Raw genomic sequence first — 16,177 nt, 5'->3', positions numbered from 1 at the left:
CATGGCCAGTGCGGTGCGGCGGGTGAATGGGCGGGTGGGGTGCATGTTTGTCTCCTGATTGCGGCTTTGCGCCTGTCTATAAAGGATTGTATGCTCTTATATTAGTAGCATTATGCAGCTGCCTGGGCGGCCTGCATGGCGCTGATCTGCGCGGCGTCGTAGCCCAGGCTGGCCAGCAACTGGGCGGTGTGCTCGCCCAGGCGCGGCGGGTTTTTGCGTACGGTCAGGCGCTCACCTGCCATGCGCAGCGGCAGCAAGGCGGTCTGTGCGGTTTGGCCGGCGCGTTCGCCGTCGGTCAGCGTTACCTCTGCCAAACCGCCGGAGGCCTGCAGGTGCGGGTCGTCCAGCAGTTGTTCTGGCTTACTGATGGGGGCGTAGGGCAGAGCGTTGTCTTCAAAGATTTTGGCGACCTGTGCGACATCCATGCGGATCAGACGCGCGCGCAGATCGGCGAGCAGGGCCGGGCGCTCACGTACGCGTTCGTTGTTGGTGGTGTAGCGCGGGTTGGCCAGTAGATCGGCCCAGCCAAAGGCCTGGCACATGGTGCGCCACTGGGCATCGCTCACGGCGGCCAAAAAGATCTGCTCGCCGTCTTGGACGGTGAACACGTCGTACACCGACCAGGCCGAGATGCGGTTGGGCATGGGCTCGGCCGCCTCGCCCGTCACGGCGTACTGCATCATGTGCTGGCCGACGAGGAAGACGTTGTTCTCGAACAGCGCCGAGTCAATCTCTTGCCCCTTGCCGGTTTGGGCGCGCTGCATCAGCGCAGCCATGGCGCCGATCGCGCCAAACATGCCGCCCATGATGTCGTTCACGCTGGTGCCCGCGCGCAGCGGGTCGCCGGGGCGGCCCGTCATGTAGGCCAGGCCCCCCATCATCTGGACGACCTCGTCCAGCGCTGTGCGGTGCTCGTACGGCCCGGGCAAAAAGCCGGTGTGGTTCACATAGATCAGGCGCTCGTTCAGCTTGGACAGCGCGGCATAATCCAGGCCGTACTTGGTCATCACGCCGGGCTTGAAGTTTTGCGCCACCACATCGGCAGTGCTGGCCAGGCGAATGGCAGCTTCCAGTCCCTGGGGCTGGCGCAGGTCCAGCGCAATGCTTTTTTTGTTGCGATTGAACATGGGGAAAAAGCCGGCGCCCGCACCCAGCAAGTAGCGCGTGCGGTCGCCCTCGACAGGTTCAACCTTGATGACTTCGGCACCCAGGTCGGCCAGCACCATGCCGCAGGTGGGGCCCATGACCATGTGGGTGAATTCGACCACGCGGATTCCGGCGAGTGGGAGCGATGGGGAGAGAGATGGGGTACTCATATTTTGATGGCCACCAGCATGCATGGGGTAAGCGCCAGCGGTTGATTTGGTTTAAAACTTAAGCGCAAATGGCGGTAGAAGCCCGGGGTGCTGCAATCACGCCGGCTTGCCACAGGCTGCCGTGCAGCCGCTCGTTGGGCAGCCAGGCGTGCATGCGTTGGCGCAGCTGCAAAAGGGCGGGAACATCCAGACCCGAATCAATGCCCATGCGCTGCAGCATATAGGCCAGGTCTTCGGTGGTCACATTGCCACTGGCACCCGGTGCATGCGGGCAGCCGCCAATGCCGCCCAGGCAGGCGTCAAAGTGGGTGATGCCGGTTTGCCAGGCCGCATAGGCGTTGGCCAGACCCATGCCGCGGGTGTCGTGAAAATGGGCGGTGCGCAGCCGGTCGCCCACCAGGCGCCGGGCTTTTTCAAACAAACGGCGCACGCTGTCGGGGTCGGCATAGCCCACGGTATCGGCCAGGCTCACATGGTCGGCGCCTGCGTCCAGCAAGGCCTGCATCAGGCGCAGCACCTCGCTTTCGGCCACATCGCCTTGCAGGGTGCAGCCAAAGGCCGTACCCACGCCGCCTTCAATGTGGGCGCGGCTGCCCGCTGCGTCGCGCACTGCGCGGATGCGGGCGACTTCCGCCACGACATCGTCAGGTGTTTTGCGCAGGTTGGCCAGGCTGTGCGCATGGCTGGCCGACAAGGGCACGACCATGGACTGCGCGCCCGCTGCCAAGGCGCGCTCGGCGCCTTTGAGGTTGGGCACCAGGACAGAGGCGAGCAAGCCGGGTTTGCTGCAGGCATGGGCGAGAACGGCTTCGGTATCGGCCAGCTGAGGCAGCAGGTGCGCGGGCACCATCGATCCCACCTCCATCTCGCGCATACCGGCGTCGTAGGCGGCGTCAATCCAGGCGCATTTGTCGGCGGTGCTGACGATGCTGGCCAGGCTTTGCAGGCCATCGCGCAGGCCAACTTCGCGAATGCTGGCGCGCCGTGTAGCAAGGGTTGAGGTGGCGGTCATCGTGTCTCCTGGCTTTTGTCGTTGGCTCTGATTTTAGATTTTCCAAAGCATCAGCAATAATCCAATACGGAAGCAGTTTCGTTCCAAAAAGGAAAATCATGTATGACCTGAGTCTGCTGAACCTGCGGCTGTTTGTGCAGGTCTGTGAGCAGCGCAGCATTGCCCGTGTTGCGCAAGCCGAGGCGCTGGTGGCATCCGCCATCAGCAAGCGCCTGGCGCAGCTTGAGCACCAGATGGGCGCGCCCTTGTTCATCCGCGAACGGCGCGGCCTGCGCCCCACGGCGGCGGGTGAGACTTTGCTGGAGCATGCGCGCACCATGCTGGCCGCCGCCAACCACATGCAGCAAGAAATGGCGGCCTATAGCAAGGGCGTACAGGGGCAGGTACGGGTATTGGTCACGGCGTCGGTGATGGCCGAATCCTTGGCCGACCATGTCGCAAGTTTTTTGCAGCAACCCGCGCACACCAGTATCCGTGTGACTTTGGAGGAGTGCGTGAGCCCGGATGTGGTGCGCGGCGTGCGCGAAGGGCGTGCGGCCATGGGGATTTGCTGGGACGCAGCCGATTTGAGCGGCCTGCAGACCCAGCCCTATAGCAGCGACCACCTGGCCATTGCGGCCCACAAAAGCCACCCCATCGCACGCATGGCGCAAAGCGCAGCAGTGCACTTCTCTGACGTACTCGACTACGAACATGTCAGCATGCCGGCGTTGAGCGCAGTGCAAATCTTGCTCACCCGCGCCGCCGCACAAGAAGGAAAGGCGCTGCGCCACCGCGTGCACGTCTCCAACTTTGATGCTGCGCTGCGCGTGGTCCAGGCCAACCTGGCGATCAGTGTGGTGCCGCGCGAAGTGGCACTGAGCTTTGCCGCCAACACGGATGTTCGGGTGATTCCGCTGGCGGACAGCTGGGCGAAGCGGCAGTTTGCGATCAGCTACCGGGACGCGGCCTTGCTGTCGTCGGCGGCCAAGGCTTTGTTGAACCATTTGGCAGCGCAGTAGCCGCAGGCCTTGCAGGGCAAGGTGACGGGCGAGACCTTCCATAGGACGGGCAAGACCGATATTCTCCTGCGCGAGGGCGACCGCAACGCCTTCATCGCAGAGTGCAAGTTTTGGAAGGGGCCGAAGGCCTTCGGTGAAGCCATTGACCAGCGGCTTGGCTACACCACGTGGCGCGATAGCAAGACCGCGATCCTCGTTTTCAATCCTCTGCCCCTGCACACCCTCTGGCTGAGCTCAAAACACTCCGAGTTCAAACTTCCGTGAGAAAAATTCAAAACCCATGGAGAACCGACAAAAACTTGCAAGGTCGATAGAGATCACAACAAGCGCTTGACCTTAGCGGGGGTGATGGTTCTTTGCGGAGCTGCTGGCACGGATTCATTTCATGTAACTACAATAGTTGCATGAAACACAACAGCCAGTTTTCCGATGTTCTGCATGTGCTGCTGCACTTGGCTGAGGCGCAGGCGCCGCTGACCTCCGAGGTCCTGGCGCAGACCATGGACACCAACCCGGTGGTGCTGCGGCGCCTGATGGCCGGCTTGCGCGATGCGGGCATGGTTTCGTCCGGCAAGGGCCATGGGGGCGGCTGGTTGATTGCGCCCGGCTGGGGCGAGACAACATTGCGCGACATCCACCAGGCGCTGGGCGCACCGGCGCTGGTGTCGCTGGGCTTTCGCGAGGACCACCCCGAATGCCTGGTTGCGCAGGTCGTGAACAGCTCGCTGCGCAGCGCGATGCAGCAAGCCGAGGCCTCGCTGCTGGCCCAGCTGGGCAGCATCACCCTGGCCCAGCTGTCTGCCCAGATCGGCGCTTCGCTGCGCGCGCACCGGCTGGCCAAAACATCCACCCCCCACCGTATAGAGGACCACCATGGACATTCACACTGATTTCGCCATCGTCGGCGGCAGCTACGCCGGCATGTCGGCCGCCTTGCAGCTGGCACGGGCGCGCCGCCAGGTCACCGTCATTGATGCGGGCCTGCGCCGCAACCGCTTTGTGGACGAGGCGGGCAGCACTTCGCATGGCTTTTTGTCGCGCGACGGCATGGCGCCGGCCCAGCTGTGGCAAGAGGCGCGTGCGCAATTGCTGCAGTACCCGACCGTGCGCTGGATCGAAGGTGAGGCACGGCAAGCCCGTGTGCTTCCCAGCGGCGAGCTGGCCTTGGATGTGGGTGGCCAGTTGTTGGTGGCGCGCCGCCTGGTGCTGGCTACCGGGGTGCGCGATGAACTGCCCGCCGTGCCGGGCCTCGCCGAGCGCTGGGGCCGCAGCGTGTTCCATTGCCCGTACTGCCATGGCTATGAGGTGGGAGGCGGCGCGATTGGTGTGATTGCTGCCTCACCGCTGGCCCAGCACCATGCACTGATGCTGCCCGATTGGGGCCCGACCACCTTGTTCCTCAACGGCGTCTATGCGCCGACGCAGGCGGATCTGGCGGATTTCGCCCGGCGCGGCACCCAGATCGAGGACACGCCGGTGCTGCGCATCGATGGCTTGGCGGATGTGGTGCTGGCCGATGGCCGCATCATCCACATGCAAGGCCTGTTTATCCAGCCACGTACCTCGCCGGCCAGCCCGGTGGCGCAGCAGCTCGGTTGCGTGCTGGCCGATGGCCCGATGGGCCCCTATGTGCAGGTCGATGCCATGCAGCAGACCAGCGTGGCCAATGTGTTTGCCTGCGGCGATGCCGCGCGTGCAGCGGGCAGCATTGCGCTGTCGGTGGCCGATGGGGCGATGGCCGGGGTGGCGGCGCACCGTGCCTCGATGTTTTGAGCCAAGGGCTGGATGCAGAAAACGCCCCTGGGGGCGTTTCTTCCTGGGTGGCGTGCCAGCACTGGGAGATCAGCTGGGCTTCCAGCCCTTGGGCACGCGGGGCCGCTCGATCTTGGCCAGCTCACAGACCACATCGGCGATGCCCGAGAAATCAATGCCGCCAAACTGGCTGGCACGCGCCAGGCTAAAGGATTCATGCACGGCAGCGGCGACGGGCATCGGCACGCGCGCGGCATGTGCGGCGCTGATGACCAGCGACAAATCCTTGTGCGCCAGATCGATGGTAAAGCCCGGCGAGGTGTCACCAGCCAGCACCTTGTTGGGAAAGTTCATGCGCAGCTGGCCATTGTTGGCCGAGGTGCCCAACAGCACCTGCAGGGTCTTGCTGATATCGAGCCCAAAGCGCTGCGACAGGGCCAGCGCTTCGGCATTGACCTGGCACAAGGTGATGGCCACATAGTTGTTGACCAGCTTGGTGCGCCCGCCCGCGCCGACCGGGCCGCAGTGGTAGGTGGTGGTGCCCATGGCATCGAGCAGGGGCTTGACCTTCGCAAAATCGGCCTCGCTCGCGCCCACCATGAACAGGCTCTCACCCCGGTCGGCATGCTCGGCCAGGCGCCCCACGGGCGCGTCCACCACGGTCATCTGGCGGCCGGCGGCTGCTTTGCTGAGCCGGTCGGTGGCGAGCGGGTCAATGGTGCTCATGTCCAGCAGAATGGTGCCTGGCAGCGCGTTGGCAAAGATGCCATCGGCGCCCTGGGCGATCTGCTCGACCTCGACCGAGGACGGCAGCATGGTGATGACCACCGAGCAGCGGCGTGCAATCTCTGGCACCGTGGCGGCCTCTGCGCCCAGTGCAACCAGGGCCTGCACGGCCTCGGGGTTGAGGTCGGCCACCAAGAGGCTGAAACCTTTTTTCTGCAGATTGGCGGCCATGGAGCGGCCCATGCGCCCCAGGCCGATAAAGCCGATGCTGTCTGTCATGGTGTGGGTCTCCTGCGGATCGATGAAAAGTGGAAAAAGGAAAAAAGGAACGGTGGCTCAGTACGCGATATACGCGGTCTTGGTGCTGGTATAGAAATCGACTGCATAGCGCCCTTGCTCGCGCGGCCCGTAGCTGGAGGCGCGCGTGCCGCCAAAGGGCACGTGGTAGTCCAGCCCGGCGGTGGGCAGGTTGACCATGGCCAGCCCGCTGCGCACATGCAGGCGGAAGTGGTTGGCTTCACGCAGCGAGGTGGTGCAGATGCCGGCCGAGAGGCCAAAGCGCGTGTCGTTGGCGGTGGCCAGTGCCTCGTCGTAGTCGGCCACCTTGATGACGCTGGCGACCGGGCCAAAAATCTCTTCCTGGTTGATGCGCATCGCGTTGTGGGTTGCGGTGAGCAGGGCGGGCCGCACAAAGTAGCCCGGGGTCGCCGCCTGCACCGGCGTGCCGCCTTCGACCAGCTCGGCGCCTTCGCGCTTGCCCAGGTCCAGGTAGTGCTGGATCTTGTCGAACTGCGATTGGTTGATGACCGGGCCGATCTGCGTGGCCTTGTCCAGGCTGTTGCCGACGACCATGGCACGCATGCGCGCGGTCAGCGCCTCGACAAAGCGGTCATGGATCCGTTCGGTGACGATCAGGCGGCTCGATGCTGTGCAACGCTGGCCGGCCGAGAAGAAGGCGCCGTTGAGCGCGCATTCCACGGCTACATCCAGGTCGGCATCATCGAGCACCACCAGCGGGTTCTTGCCGCCCATCTCCAGCTGCAGGCGGATCATCTCGCCGATGGCGGTCTGCGCAATGCTCTGGCCCACATGCACGCTGCCGGTAAAGGACACCGCATCGACGCCGCTGAGCAAGCCTTGCGCCGCATGCTTGCCGCTGCCATTGACCAGGTTGGCCACACCAGGCAGCAGGCCTTGCTCATCCAGAATGCGAAAGAGCGCATGGGCCACGCCGGGCGTGTATTCCGAGGGCTTGAGCACCACGGTGTTGCCAAAGGCCAGCGCCGGGGCAATTTTCCAGGCGGGGATGGCGATCGGAAAGTTCCAGGGCGTGATCAGGCTCACGACGCCCAGTGCATGGCGGCTGATCTGCACGCCGATGTCCGGCCGCACCGACGGCAGGCTCTCGCCGCCATAGCGCAGACATTCGCCGGCAAAGAACTGGAAGATCTGCGCCGCGCGCACCACCTCGCCCAGGCCCTCGGCCAGGGTCTTGCCCGCTTCGCGCGAGACCAGCAGGCCCAGGCTGTCCTTCTGCGCCATCATCTGGTTGGCCACGCGCTGCAGAAAGTCCGAGCGCATCTGCGTGGTGGTGTGCTGCCAGCGCCCAAAGGCGGCACGCGCAGCGGCCACGGCCTGCTGCATCTGCGCGGCATCGGCCGCCGCATACTCGCCCACCAGCTCGCGGGTGTCGGAGGGGTTCCAGCTCTGGATGGTGCTCGCGCCCGCCAGCCACTGGCCATTGATCAGGTTCTCGTTCATGTCTCACTCTCAAGGCAATAGGTGGCGCTGCGCGCATGGTGGGCGCGCAGCGCAGTCAGTCGGAAAGCGGGAGCCAGCGGGCTTCAGGCCGCAGGCTTGAGCAGCGGGCAGGCACCTTCCTTCGATGGTGCATAGGCCTTGTCGCCCGGGATGGTGCTGACCACCTTGTAGTAGTCCCAGGGTTTGGTCGACTCGGCCGGCTTTTTGACCTGCATCAGGTACATGTCATGCACCATGGCGCCATCAGCACGGATATAGCCCTTGGCAAACATGTCGTCGATGGGCAGCGACTTGAGTGCGGCCATCACCTGGTCGGGCTCGGTGCTGCCGGCCTTTTGCACGGCCTTCAAGTAGGTGGTGGTGGCCGAGTAGTCGCCCGCCTGGAAGGTGGTGGGCATCTTCTTGTTCTTGTCGTAGAAGCGCTGCGAGAACGCGCGCGAGGCATCGCTCATGTCCCAGTACCAGCCTTCGGTCAGGTACATGCCGCCGGTGGTGCCCAGGCCCAGGCTGTGGATGTCGGTGATGAAGGCCATCAGCGCTGCCACGTTCATCTTCTTGTCGATGCCAAACTCCTTGGCGGTCTTGATGGCGTTGATGGTGTCGCCGCCGCCATTGGCCAGGCCCATCACCTTGGCACCCGAGCTCTGCGCCTTCATCACATAGGACGAGAAATCGGAGGTGCTGAGCGGGTGGCGGATGGCGCCCACCACATTGCCGCCGGTTTGCTTGACGACATTGATCGCGGCCTGCTCCATCGAGTGGCCAAAGGCGTAGTCCGAGGTGAGGAAGTACCAGTCCTTGTAGCCCTGGCCCACCAGTGCAGCGGCCGTGCCGCGTGCCTGGGCTGAGGTGGAGTAGGTGTAGCGCACCATATAGGGCTGGCAGGCCTCTTCGGTCAGCGAATCGGCACCGGCGCCGGCGCTGATGAACACCTTTTTCTTGTCCTTGGACAGGTTGCTGATCGCCAGCGACACGGCCGAGTTGGAGCCTCCGATGATCAGGTCGACATTGTCGTTGTCCCACCATTGGCGCGCCTTCGATGCGGCGATGTCGGCCTTGTTCTGGTGGTCGGCCGAGATGATCTCGATCTTGCGCCCCAGCACCTCGCCGCCAAAATCGGCCACGGCCATGCGGATCGCGTCCAGGCCACCGGGCCCGTCAAAGTCCGAGTACAGACCCGACATGTCGGTGATGAAGGCGATCTTGACCTTGTCGGGTGCGGCCTGGGCGCCGCTGGCGAGCAGGGCGGCCACCGCCAGGGCGGCGGCGGTCAGGGGTCCTTGTGCTTTTCTCATGGTTTTGTCTCCTAGAGCTGTTGGACGAAGGGCCTGCGGTGCTCTGTGTCACCTGCTAGGCGCGGGAACTAACGCAGTACAAAGGGGTTGCTGGTGGTCGCTCCGCTGTTGATCCAGACCGACTTGGTCTGCAGGTATTCGTAGATCGCGCTCTGGCCGTTTTCGCGGCCCAGGCCCGAATCCTTGTAGCCGCCAAAGGGCGCCATAAAGCTGACGGCGCGGTAGGTGTTGACCCAGACCGTGCCCGCCTGCAGGCGCTCGGACATGCGCAGCGCGCGGCCGATGTCGCTGGTCCAGACGGCTGCGGCCAGGCCAAAGCGCACATCGTTGGCAATGCGCAGCGCATCGGCCTCGTCGTCAAAGGGGATGACCGAGAGCACCGGGCCAAACACCTCTTCCTGCGCAATGCGCATGCCGTTGTGTACGCCAGTGAGGATGGTGGGCTCGATGAACCAGCCCTTGCCGCATTCGGCGCGCGTGGCCTTGGCGCCGCCCAGCACCACCCGGGCCCCTTCGGCCTTGGCAATGTCGATATAGGACAGCACTTTCTCGTACTGGGGCAGGGTGGTGACCGGTCCCACCTGGGTCTCCAGGCTCATCGGGTCGCCCATGCGGGCGGTGGCGGCAAAGGCCACCAGGCGCTCGACAAAGGCATCGTGGATGCTGCGCTGAACCAGCAGGCGCGAGCCGGCAATGCAGGTCTGGCCCGTGGCGGCAAAGATGCCCGAGATCGCGCCATACATGGCCTGCTCCAGGTCGGCATCGGCAAACACGATGTTGGGCGATTTGCCGCCCAGCTCCATCGAGGCGTGCTTGAGCTGGCCGGCGGCTGCCTGGTTGATGGCGCGGCCCGTCACATCGGAGCCGGTGAAACTGACCTTGGCGACCAGTGGGTGCGCCACCAGGGCGCTGCCGACCTGCGCGCCATAGCCGGTGACCACATTGAACACGCCGGGCGGAAAGCCAGCCTCGTTGAACAGCTCGGCAAACTCCAGGGTCGAGGCCGAGGTGAACTCGGACGGCTTGACCACCACGGTGCAACCGGCTGCCAGCGCCGGCGCAATCTTCCAGGCGAGCAGGAATAGCGGGGAGTTCCAGGGCGTGATGGCAGCCACCACGCCCAGCGGCTCATGGCGGGTAAAGGCGAAATAGCCTTTCTTGTCCAGCGGCAAGGTGGCCCCTTGCACCTTGTCGGCCAGGCCGCCGTAGTAGTGGAACCACTGCGGGATGTACTGCAGCTGGCCGCGCATCTCGGCGAACAGCTTGCCGTTGTCCATTACTTCGGTGCGGGCGAGCTTCTCGGCATCGCGCTCGATCAAGCTGCCGAGCTTGCGCAGCAGTGCGCCGCGCTCGGTCGCGCTCAGCTGCGGCCAGGCACCACTGCTGAACGCGGTGTGCGCCGCCTGCACGGCCGCCTCGACATCGGCGGCGCTGCCATCGGGTATTTCGGCCCAGGCCTCGCCCGTGTAGGGGTTGAGGCTGGCAATCCATTGGCCGCTGGCGGGGGGCTGGGCCTGGCCGGCAATCTGAAGGGAGTAGCGTTTCATGGCAAAGGGCGTTCGAGGGCTGCGGGCAGCTTGGGGCGGTGCTGGAGAGGGCTGGCTAGTGCTGGATAGAGCTGAGAAGGGATGCCGGCCGGCATCCCTGCCAAAGGCTAGAACGGCTGCAGGCCCAGCGCGCTGCGAAAGCGGTTCTTGATAAAAGGGCCATCGCGCGGCGGCAGCGCGCGGGGCGGCTCATCGGCATGGATCAGCGCCTGCACAAAGGTGGTGGCCTTGCGGGCGTTGATATGCGCGGCCAGCGCATCGGCCTCGTCCAAGGTGCGCAGCTGCTGCACCTGGGCAATGCCAAAGCCGCGCGCCACGGCCACCAGGTCGGTGCCCAGGCTGCTATGGCTTTTTTGCATGCCGGTCTCGCCGTAGTGGCCGTTGTCCAGCACGACGATGCTGAGGTTGGCAGGCGACTTGGCGGCAATCGTGGCCAGGCTGCCAATGCCCATCATCTGCTCGCCGTCGCCGGTGATGACCACCACCGGGCGTGCGGGCTGGGCCAGCGCAATGCCCAGCGCCACCGATGAGGCACCGCCCATCGCGCCCCACAAGTAGTAGTTGTGGTCGCGGTCACCGGCGGCAAACACATCGTAGGAGGCCGAGCCCAGGCCGGTGACGACCAGCGCCTCGGGGGTCTTGGCCAGCAGGCGCGCCACAAACAGGCGGCGGTCCATCGCAGCGGAATTCTCGCGGGTCTGCATTACTTTCTCTCCCATTTCTTGCGGCCGATCACGTCCTGGCCAATCAGCACGGCGATGCGGGCGCCGGCCATGAAGGCGCCATCAAGCGCTGCGCTGACGACCTCTTGTGCATCTTCGGGGCGGCGCACGCGCATCACATGGATGCCCATCAGCTCCATCGCCGCCTGCGTGGCCCGACCCATCGGCGCTTGCCAGGGGTTGAACTCGGCGTACTCGCCGCGCATCGTGACGATGGTGACAAAGGGGATGTCGGCGGCGCTGAGCAGCGAGAACATGTTGATGCAGTTGCCGACACCGCTGCTTTGCATCAGCAGCACCGCGCGCTGGCCGCCCAGCCAGGCGCCGGCTGCCACGGCCACGCCTTCTTCTTCGGTGGTCAGCGCCACATCGGTGATCTCGGGATCGGCGATCGCGCTCTTGATGACATAGGAGTGGCCCGCATCGGGCACATAGGCCACTTGCTGCACGCCGGCATCCTTGATGGCCTGAAAAATGTCTTTTTGCCAGGGTGGTGGGTTGGGGTTTGCGTTCATCTGCTTTCCGTTTTGTGAGCCAGTGAAGGCATCATAAAATGTGATGATGTGATTTGAATAATCACCATTTTTGATACCACTATCACGCAATCTGATCGAGGCTGCAGCATGGATTTCAAGCAACTCAAGGCCTTCTTGACCGTGGCCGACACCGGCAGCGTGACCCGCGCATCGGAGCTGCTGCATGTGGTGCAGCCGGCGGTGTCGCGCCAGCTGAAGCTGCTGGAGGAAGACCTGGGCTGCGCGCTGTTTGAGCGCGAGCGCCATGGCATGGTGCTGACCGAGCAGGGCCAGGAGCTGGCCAGCTATGCGCGCCGCGCCTTTGGCGAGCTGGAAAAAGCGCGGCTGCAGCTGGCCGGCACGCAAGAAGAGGTGACGGGTCTCGTCACCATTGGCCTCTTGCCCAGCACCTGTGATGTGGTCTCCAGCGCGCTGGTGGCGGCGATGGCCAGCCGCTACCCGGGCATCAAGCTGCGCTTGACCGTGGCCTATGCGGGCACGCTGCGGCCTTGGCTGGCCAACGGCCAGGTCGATGTGGCCTTGCTGTATGCGGCCGAGAAGCATCCCGACCTGGTGCTGGAGCCGTTGATCGAAGAAGAGCTGTGGGGCCTGGGGCCCAAGGGCTGCGGCATGGCCGGCGCCAAGGCCGTGCCCATGGCCGATATGGCGCGCCGCGCGCTGGTGCTGCCCAGCAACCCGCATGGCATCCGCCTGCTGGTCGAGCATGCCTGCGCACTGGAGAACCTGCAGCTCAACATCTGCGTGGAGACCGATGCGCTGCCGGTGCAGCGCAGCGTGGTGATCGATGGCCTGGGCTACACCATCTTGCCGCCGATTGCGGTGGTCAGCGACCTGGCAGCCGGCAGGCTGGAGGGCGCGCCCTTGACCGAGCCCGAGCTCAAGCGGGTAATTGCGCTGGCCTACGCGGCCAACCGCAGCATGACCAGGCCGGTGCGCGCCACCTTGGCGGTGCTGCGCGAGATTTTGGCGGCGGCCGTTGCCTCGGGCGGCTGGCCCAGCGGCAAATGGCTGGGCGCTGCAGCGGCCAAGGCGAGCCCACCATGAAAAATGCCCGCCCATCCCTGCGGCAGGGATGGGCGGGCGCCTTTGAGTGGGGCAGGGAGGCTTACTTCAGGTCAAAGCGGTCCAGCTCCATCACCTTGGTCCAGGCGGCGACAAAGTCCTTGACCATTTTTTCCTTGGCGCCGGTCTGGGCATAGACCTCGGCCACGGCGCGCAGGATGGCGTTGGAGCCAAAGACCAGGTCGGCGCGGCTGGCCGTCCAGCGCTGGGCACCGCTCTTGCGGTCGACGCCGACAAAGCTGCCGTCCTCCTGAGGCTTCCACTGCGTGCCCATGTCCAGCAGGTGCACAAAGAAGTCATTGCTCAAGGTGCCGGGCTTGGCCGTCAGCACGCCTTGCTGGTTGCCTGCGGTGTTGATGTTGATGGCGCGCAGCCCGCCGACCAGCACCGTGAGCTCCGGCGCGGTCAAGGTCAGCAGCTGGGCCTTGTCGATCAGCAGCGCCTCGGCCGGCGCGGCAAAGCGGCCTTGCAGGTGGTTGCGAAAACCGTCTGCCTTGGGCTCCAGGTACTGGAAGGATGCGGCATCGGTTTGCTCGGCCGTGGCATCGCTGCGGCCAGCATGGAAGGGCACGGTGGCGGGCACACCGGCATCGGCAGCGGCCTTTTCGACACCGGCATTGCCCGCCAGCACGATCAGGTCGGCCAGCGAGATGCGCTTGTCGCCATCGGCGGCCTTGTTGAAGCTGCGCTGAATGCCTTCGAGCACGCCCAGCACCTTGGCCAGCTGCTCGGGTTGGTTCACCTCCCAGTCCTTTTGCGGGGCCAGGCGGATGCGGGCACCATTGGCGCCGCCGCGCATGTCCGAGCCGCGGTAGGTCGAGGCCGAGGCCCAGGCCGTGCCCACCAGCTCCTGCACCGTCAGGCCCGATGCCAGCACCTGCGCCTTGAGGCTGGCCACATCATCGGCATTGACCAGCGGGTGGTTGACAGCTGGGATCGGGTCTTGCCAGACCAGCTCTTCCTTTGGCACTTCCGGGCCCAGGTAGCGGCTGCGCGGGCCCATGTCGCGGTGGGTCAGCTTGAACCAGGCGCGGGCAAAGGCTTCGGCAAAGGCCTGGGGATTTTCCAGAAAACGGCGCGAGATCTTTTCATAAGCTGGGTCCTGGCGCAGCGACAGGTCGGTGGTCAGCATGGTGGGCTTTTTGTTCGGGCCGCCATGCGCATCGGGGATGACATCGGGCGCATCCTTGGCCACCCATTGGATCGCGCCGGCAGGGCTTTTCTCCTGCACCCATTCGTACTTGAACAGGTTCTCGAAGAAGAAATTGCTCCACTGCGCGGGGGTCTGCGTCCAGGTCACTTCCAGGCCCGAGGTGATCGCATCGCGCCCGGAGCCGGAGCCAAAGCTGCTGGTCCAGCCCAGGCCCTGGGCTTCGATGCCATCGGCCTCGGGCTCGGCGCCCACATGGCTCGCTTCCCCAGCGCCATGGGTCTTGCCAAAGGTGTGGCCGCCGGCGATCAGGGCCACGGTTTCTTCATCGTCCATCGCCATGCGGGCAAAGGTCTCGCGGATGTCGCGTGCCGCCGAGATCGGGTCGCCGTTGCCATCCGGGCCTTCGGGGTTCACATAGATGAGGCCCATCTGCACGGCAGCGAGCGGGTTTTCCAGGTCGCGCTCACCGCTGTAGCGGCTGTTGGCCTTGTCGCTGGTGGCCAGCCATTCCTTCTCGGCGCCCCAGTACACATCCTGGTCGGGTGCCCAGGTGTCGACGCGGCCACCGGCAAAACCAAAGGTGCGAAAGCCCATGGTTTCCAGTGCGACGTTGCCGCACAGGATCATCAGATCGCCCCAGGAGAGTTGGTTGCCGTATTTTTGCTTGATGGGCCACAGCAGGCGGCGCGACTTGTCGATATTAACGTTGTCCGGCCAGCTGTTGAGCGGTGCAAAGCGCTGCTGCGCGCGGCCTGCGCCGCCCCGGCCATCCTGCACGCGGTAGGTGCCAGCGGCATGCCAGGCCATGCGGATGAACTGCGGACCATAGTGGCCAAAGTCGGCGGGCCACCAGTCCTGCGAGTCGGTCATGACGGCGCGCAGGTCGCGCTTGACGGCTTCGTAATCGAGCTTCTTGAATTCGTCGGCGTAGTTGAAGTCTGCGCCCAGTGGGTTGTTGTCAGGATGGTGCTGGCTGAGCAGGTCCACACGCAGCTGGTTGGGCCACCAGCTTTGGCTGGTCGTCCCATTGCCTTGGGCAGCCGTCTCGCTGTTGCGTGCAGTAGCGCTGTGAAAGGGGCACTTGGATTCTGTGGTCATGTGGGGTTCTCCGGTTCAAGCTGACGGGACGCCAGATACCGCGCGGGTATCCGAAAGAAGGAAATTCCGATGAATACACCGGTTTCCATGGTTTTTTATTATGAACGCCTTGGGTCTGCCCAGCACGCTTGCGCCGATTGAATATCCGCAACGCGGTGATTGAGAAAAATCACACACACCGCAGTCGCGCGGCGCGGACGGGCGCAAGAGAAGGCAGACAGGGGCCATTACAGCATTGCTTCCCAAGCCATGGCCGTCAGACAATGCCTACAAGCGTTCGCGCCGATCAGGCGGCATGCGCGGGCAGACGCCCGCGCCGTCAGTGCTCAGCCGCGCACATCCTTGACCAGGGTGCTTTTGCCAAACAGGCTCTGCACCAGGTCCACCACCAGCTCGGCAGTCTGGTTGCGCAGGTCGAGCGCTGGGTTGAGCTCGACGATGTCGATGGAGCCGAGCAGGCCGGTGTCGGCAATCATCTCCATGCACAGCTGCGCTTCGCGGTAGTTGGGGCCACCGCGCACGGTGGTGCCGGTGCCGGGGGCAATCTCGGGGTCGAGAAAATCCACATCAAAGCTCAGGTGCAGATGGGTCTGGCTCGGGTCACCGCCGGCCAGCGGCGCCAGTGCGCGCAGCATGGTTTCGCGCATGCCCAGCTCATCGATGGCGCGCATGTCGAACACATCGATGTTGTGGGTCTTGATCAAATGCTTTTCCTGCGCATCCACGCTGCGCAGCCCGATCTGGCACAGCGACTGCGGGCCCAGCGCCGGTGCAAAACCGGCCAGGTGGGTGAGTTCGCGCGGGCCCAGGCCCGAGAGGCAGGCCACCGGAATGCCATGGATATTGCCCGAGGGAGAAGTCTCGGGCGTGTTGAAGTCCGCATGGGCATCGAGCCAGAGCACAAAGAGGCGTTTGCCAGTGTCGCGGCAGTGGCGCGCCACGGCGCTGATCGAGCCGACCGCCAGGCTGTGGTCGCCGCCCAGCATCAAGGGCATGCGGCCTGCGGCCAACTGCCCGTGCACAGCATCATGCACCGCCTGGTTCCAGGCAACGGCTTCGGCAAAGTTGCGCAGATCGCCATGCCCGGCATCGCGCGGCTTGCGCTGGTTGGCCGGGCCCGCCAGGTTGCCCAGGTCGCGCACCTCGCAACCCAGCTCCGTCAAGGCCGGCCCGAGCTGCGCCACGCGCAAGGCATC

15 protein-coding genes are annotated in these 16,177 nt (G+C 64.8%); 5 read left to right on the top strand and 10 right to left on the bottom strand.

Features of this window, described 5'->3' with window-relative positions; genetic code table 11:
* Positions 1-110: 110 nt before the first annotated feature.
* Together H928_RS0107195 and H928_RS0107190 are read right to left on the bottom strand one after the other, a co-directional pair.
* On the bottom strand, positions 111-1,316 hold the full coding sequence (locus H928_RS0107195) for a CaiB/BaiF CoA-transferase family protein (RefSeq protein WP_027010651.1): 1,206 nt from the start codon (positions 1,314-1,316) through the stop codon (positions 111-113).
* Positions 1,317-1,374: 58 nt separating this feature from the next.
* Entirely contained in the window at positions 1,375-2,328 is a 954-nt protein-coding gene (locus tag H928_RS0107190; RefSeq protein ID WP_021025886.1) for a hydroxymethylglutaryl-CoA lyase, read from the bottom strand.
* A 98-nt stretch (positions 2,329-2,426) separates the two neighbouring features.
* On the opposite strand from H928_RS0107190, the gene H928_RS0107185 reads away from it, so the two are divergent.
* The 4 genes from H928_RS0107185 to H928_RS0107170 all read left to right on the top strand — a co-directional run bounded on the left by H928_RS0107185 (position 2,427) and on the right by H928_RS0107170 (position 5,102).
* Positions 2,427-3,329, top strand: coding sequence for a LysR family transcriptional regulator (locus H928_RS0107185; RefSeq protein ID WP_021025885.1), 903 nt, complete (start codon positions 2,427-2,429; stop codon positions 3,327-3,329).
* 21 nt (positions 3,330-3,350) lie between these two features.
* Entirely contained in the window at positions 3,351-3,593 is a 243-nt protein-coding gene (locus tag H928_RS0107180; protein ID WP_148293080.1) for a hypothetical protein, read from the top strand.
* Positions 3,594-3,733: 140 nt separating this feature from the next.
* Positions 3,734-4,219: an Rrf2 family transcriptional regulator gene (locus tag H928_RS0107175; protein WP_021025883.1), complete on the top strand. Its 486-nt coding sequence runs from the start codon at positions 3,734-3,736 to the stop codon at positions 4,217-4,219.
* Entirely contained in the window at positions 4,203-5,102 is a 900-nt protein-coding gene (locus H928_RS0107170) for an NAD(P)/FAD-dependent oxidoreductase (RefSeq protein WP_021025882.1), read from the top strand. Before H928_RS0107175 ends, H928_RS0107170 begins: the two co-directional genes overlap by 17 nt.
* A 69-nt stretch (positions 5,103-5,171) precedes the next feature.
* Here the strand turns inward: H928_RS0107170 and H928_RS0107165 are convergent, their stop codons facing one another.
* The 6 genes from H928_RS0107165 to H928_RS0107140 all read right to left on the bottom strand — a co-directional run bounded on the left by H928_RS0107165 (position 5,172) and on the right by H928_RS0107140 (position 11,647).
* Positions 5,172-6,086, bottom strand: coding sequence for an NAD(P)-dependent oxidoreductase (locus tag H928_RS0107165; RefSeq protein WP_021025881.1), 915 nt, complete (start codon positions 6,084-6,086; stop codon positions 5,172-5,174).
* A gap of 57 nt (positions 6,087-6,143) precedes the next feature.
* Positions 6,144-7,568 carry an aldehyde dehydrogenase family protein gene (locus H928_RS0107160; RefSeq protein ID WP_021025880.1) on the bottom strand — a complete coding sequence of 475 codons (1,425 nt, stop codon included), beginning with the start codon at positions 7,566-7,568 and terminating at the stop codon, positions 6,144-6,146.
* A gap of 83 nt (positions 7,569-7,651) precedes the next feature.
* Entirely contained in the window at positions 7,652-8,863 is a 1,212-nt protein-coding gene (locus H928_RS0107155) for an ABC transporter substrate-binding protein (RefSeq protein ID WP_021025879.1), read from the bottom strand.
* Between the two features lie 68 nt (positions 8,864-8,931).
* Positions 8,932-10,410, bottom strand: a complete 1,479-nt coding sequence (locus H928_RS0107150) for an aldehyde dehydrogenase (protein ID WP_021025878.1) — start codon at positions 10,408-10,410, stop codon at positions 8,932-8,934.
* Positions 10,411-10,517: 107 nt separating this feature from the next.
* Complete coding sequence (locus H928_RS0107145; protein ID WP_021025877.1) at positions 10,518-11,114, bottom strand: thiamine pyrophosphate-dependent enzyme; 597 nt, start codon at positions 11,112-11,114, stop codon at positions 10,518-10,520.
* On the bottom strand, positions 11,114-11,647 hold the full coding sequence (locus H928_RS0107140) for a thiamine pyrophosphate-binding protein (protein WP_021025876.1): 534 nt from the start codon (positions 11,645-11,647) through the stop codon (positions 11,114-11,116). The genes H928_RS0107145 and H928_RS0107140 overlap by 1 nt, the downstream gene beginning before the upstream one ends.
* Positions 11,648-11,755: 108 nt before the next feature.
* On the opposite strand from H928_RS0107140, the gene H928_RS0107135 reads away from it, so the two are divergent.
* On the top strand, positions 11,756-12,712 hold the full coding sequence (locus tag H928_RS0107135) for a LysR substrate-binding domain-containing protein (RefSeq protein WP_021025875.1): 957 nt from the start codon (positions 11,756-11,758) through the stop codon (positions 12,710-12,712).
* Between the two features lie 61 nt (positions 12,713-12,773).
* Here the strand turns inward: H928_RS0107135 and katG are convergent, their stop codons facing one another.
* Together katG and rocF are read right to left on the bottom strand one after the other, a co-directional pair.
* Positions 12,774-14,981, bottom strand: a complete 2,208-nt coding sequence (katG, locus tag H928_RS0107130; RefSeq protein ID WP_021025874.1) for a catalase/peroxidase HPI — start codon at positions 14,979-14,981, stop codon at positions 12,774-12,776.
* Between the two features lie 326 nt (positions 14,982-15,307).
* Positions 15,308-16,177 (bottom strand): arginase (rocF, locus tag H928_RS0107125; RefSeq protein ID WP_021025873.1); only part of this gene is annotated, 870 nt, incomplete at its 5' end.

It is taken from the genome of Comamonas sp. B-9 (assembly GCF_000410635.1).
In the GTDB taxonomy this organism is placed as follows: Bacteria; Pseudomonadota; Gammaproteobacteria; order Burkholderiales; family Burkholderiaceae_C; genus Comamonas.
Note: the sequence above shows the minus strand (reverse complement) of the source record. Positions and strands in the feature narration are given on the sequence as shown.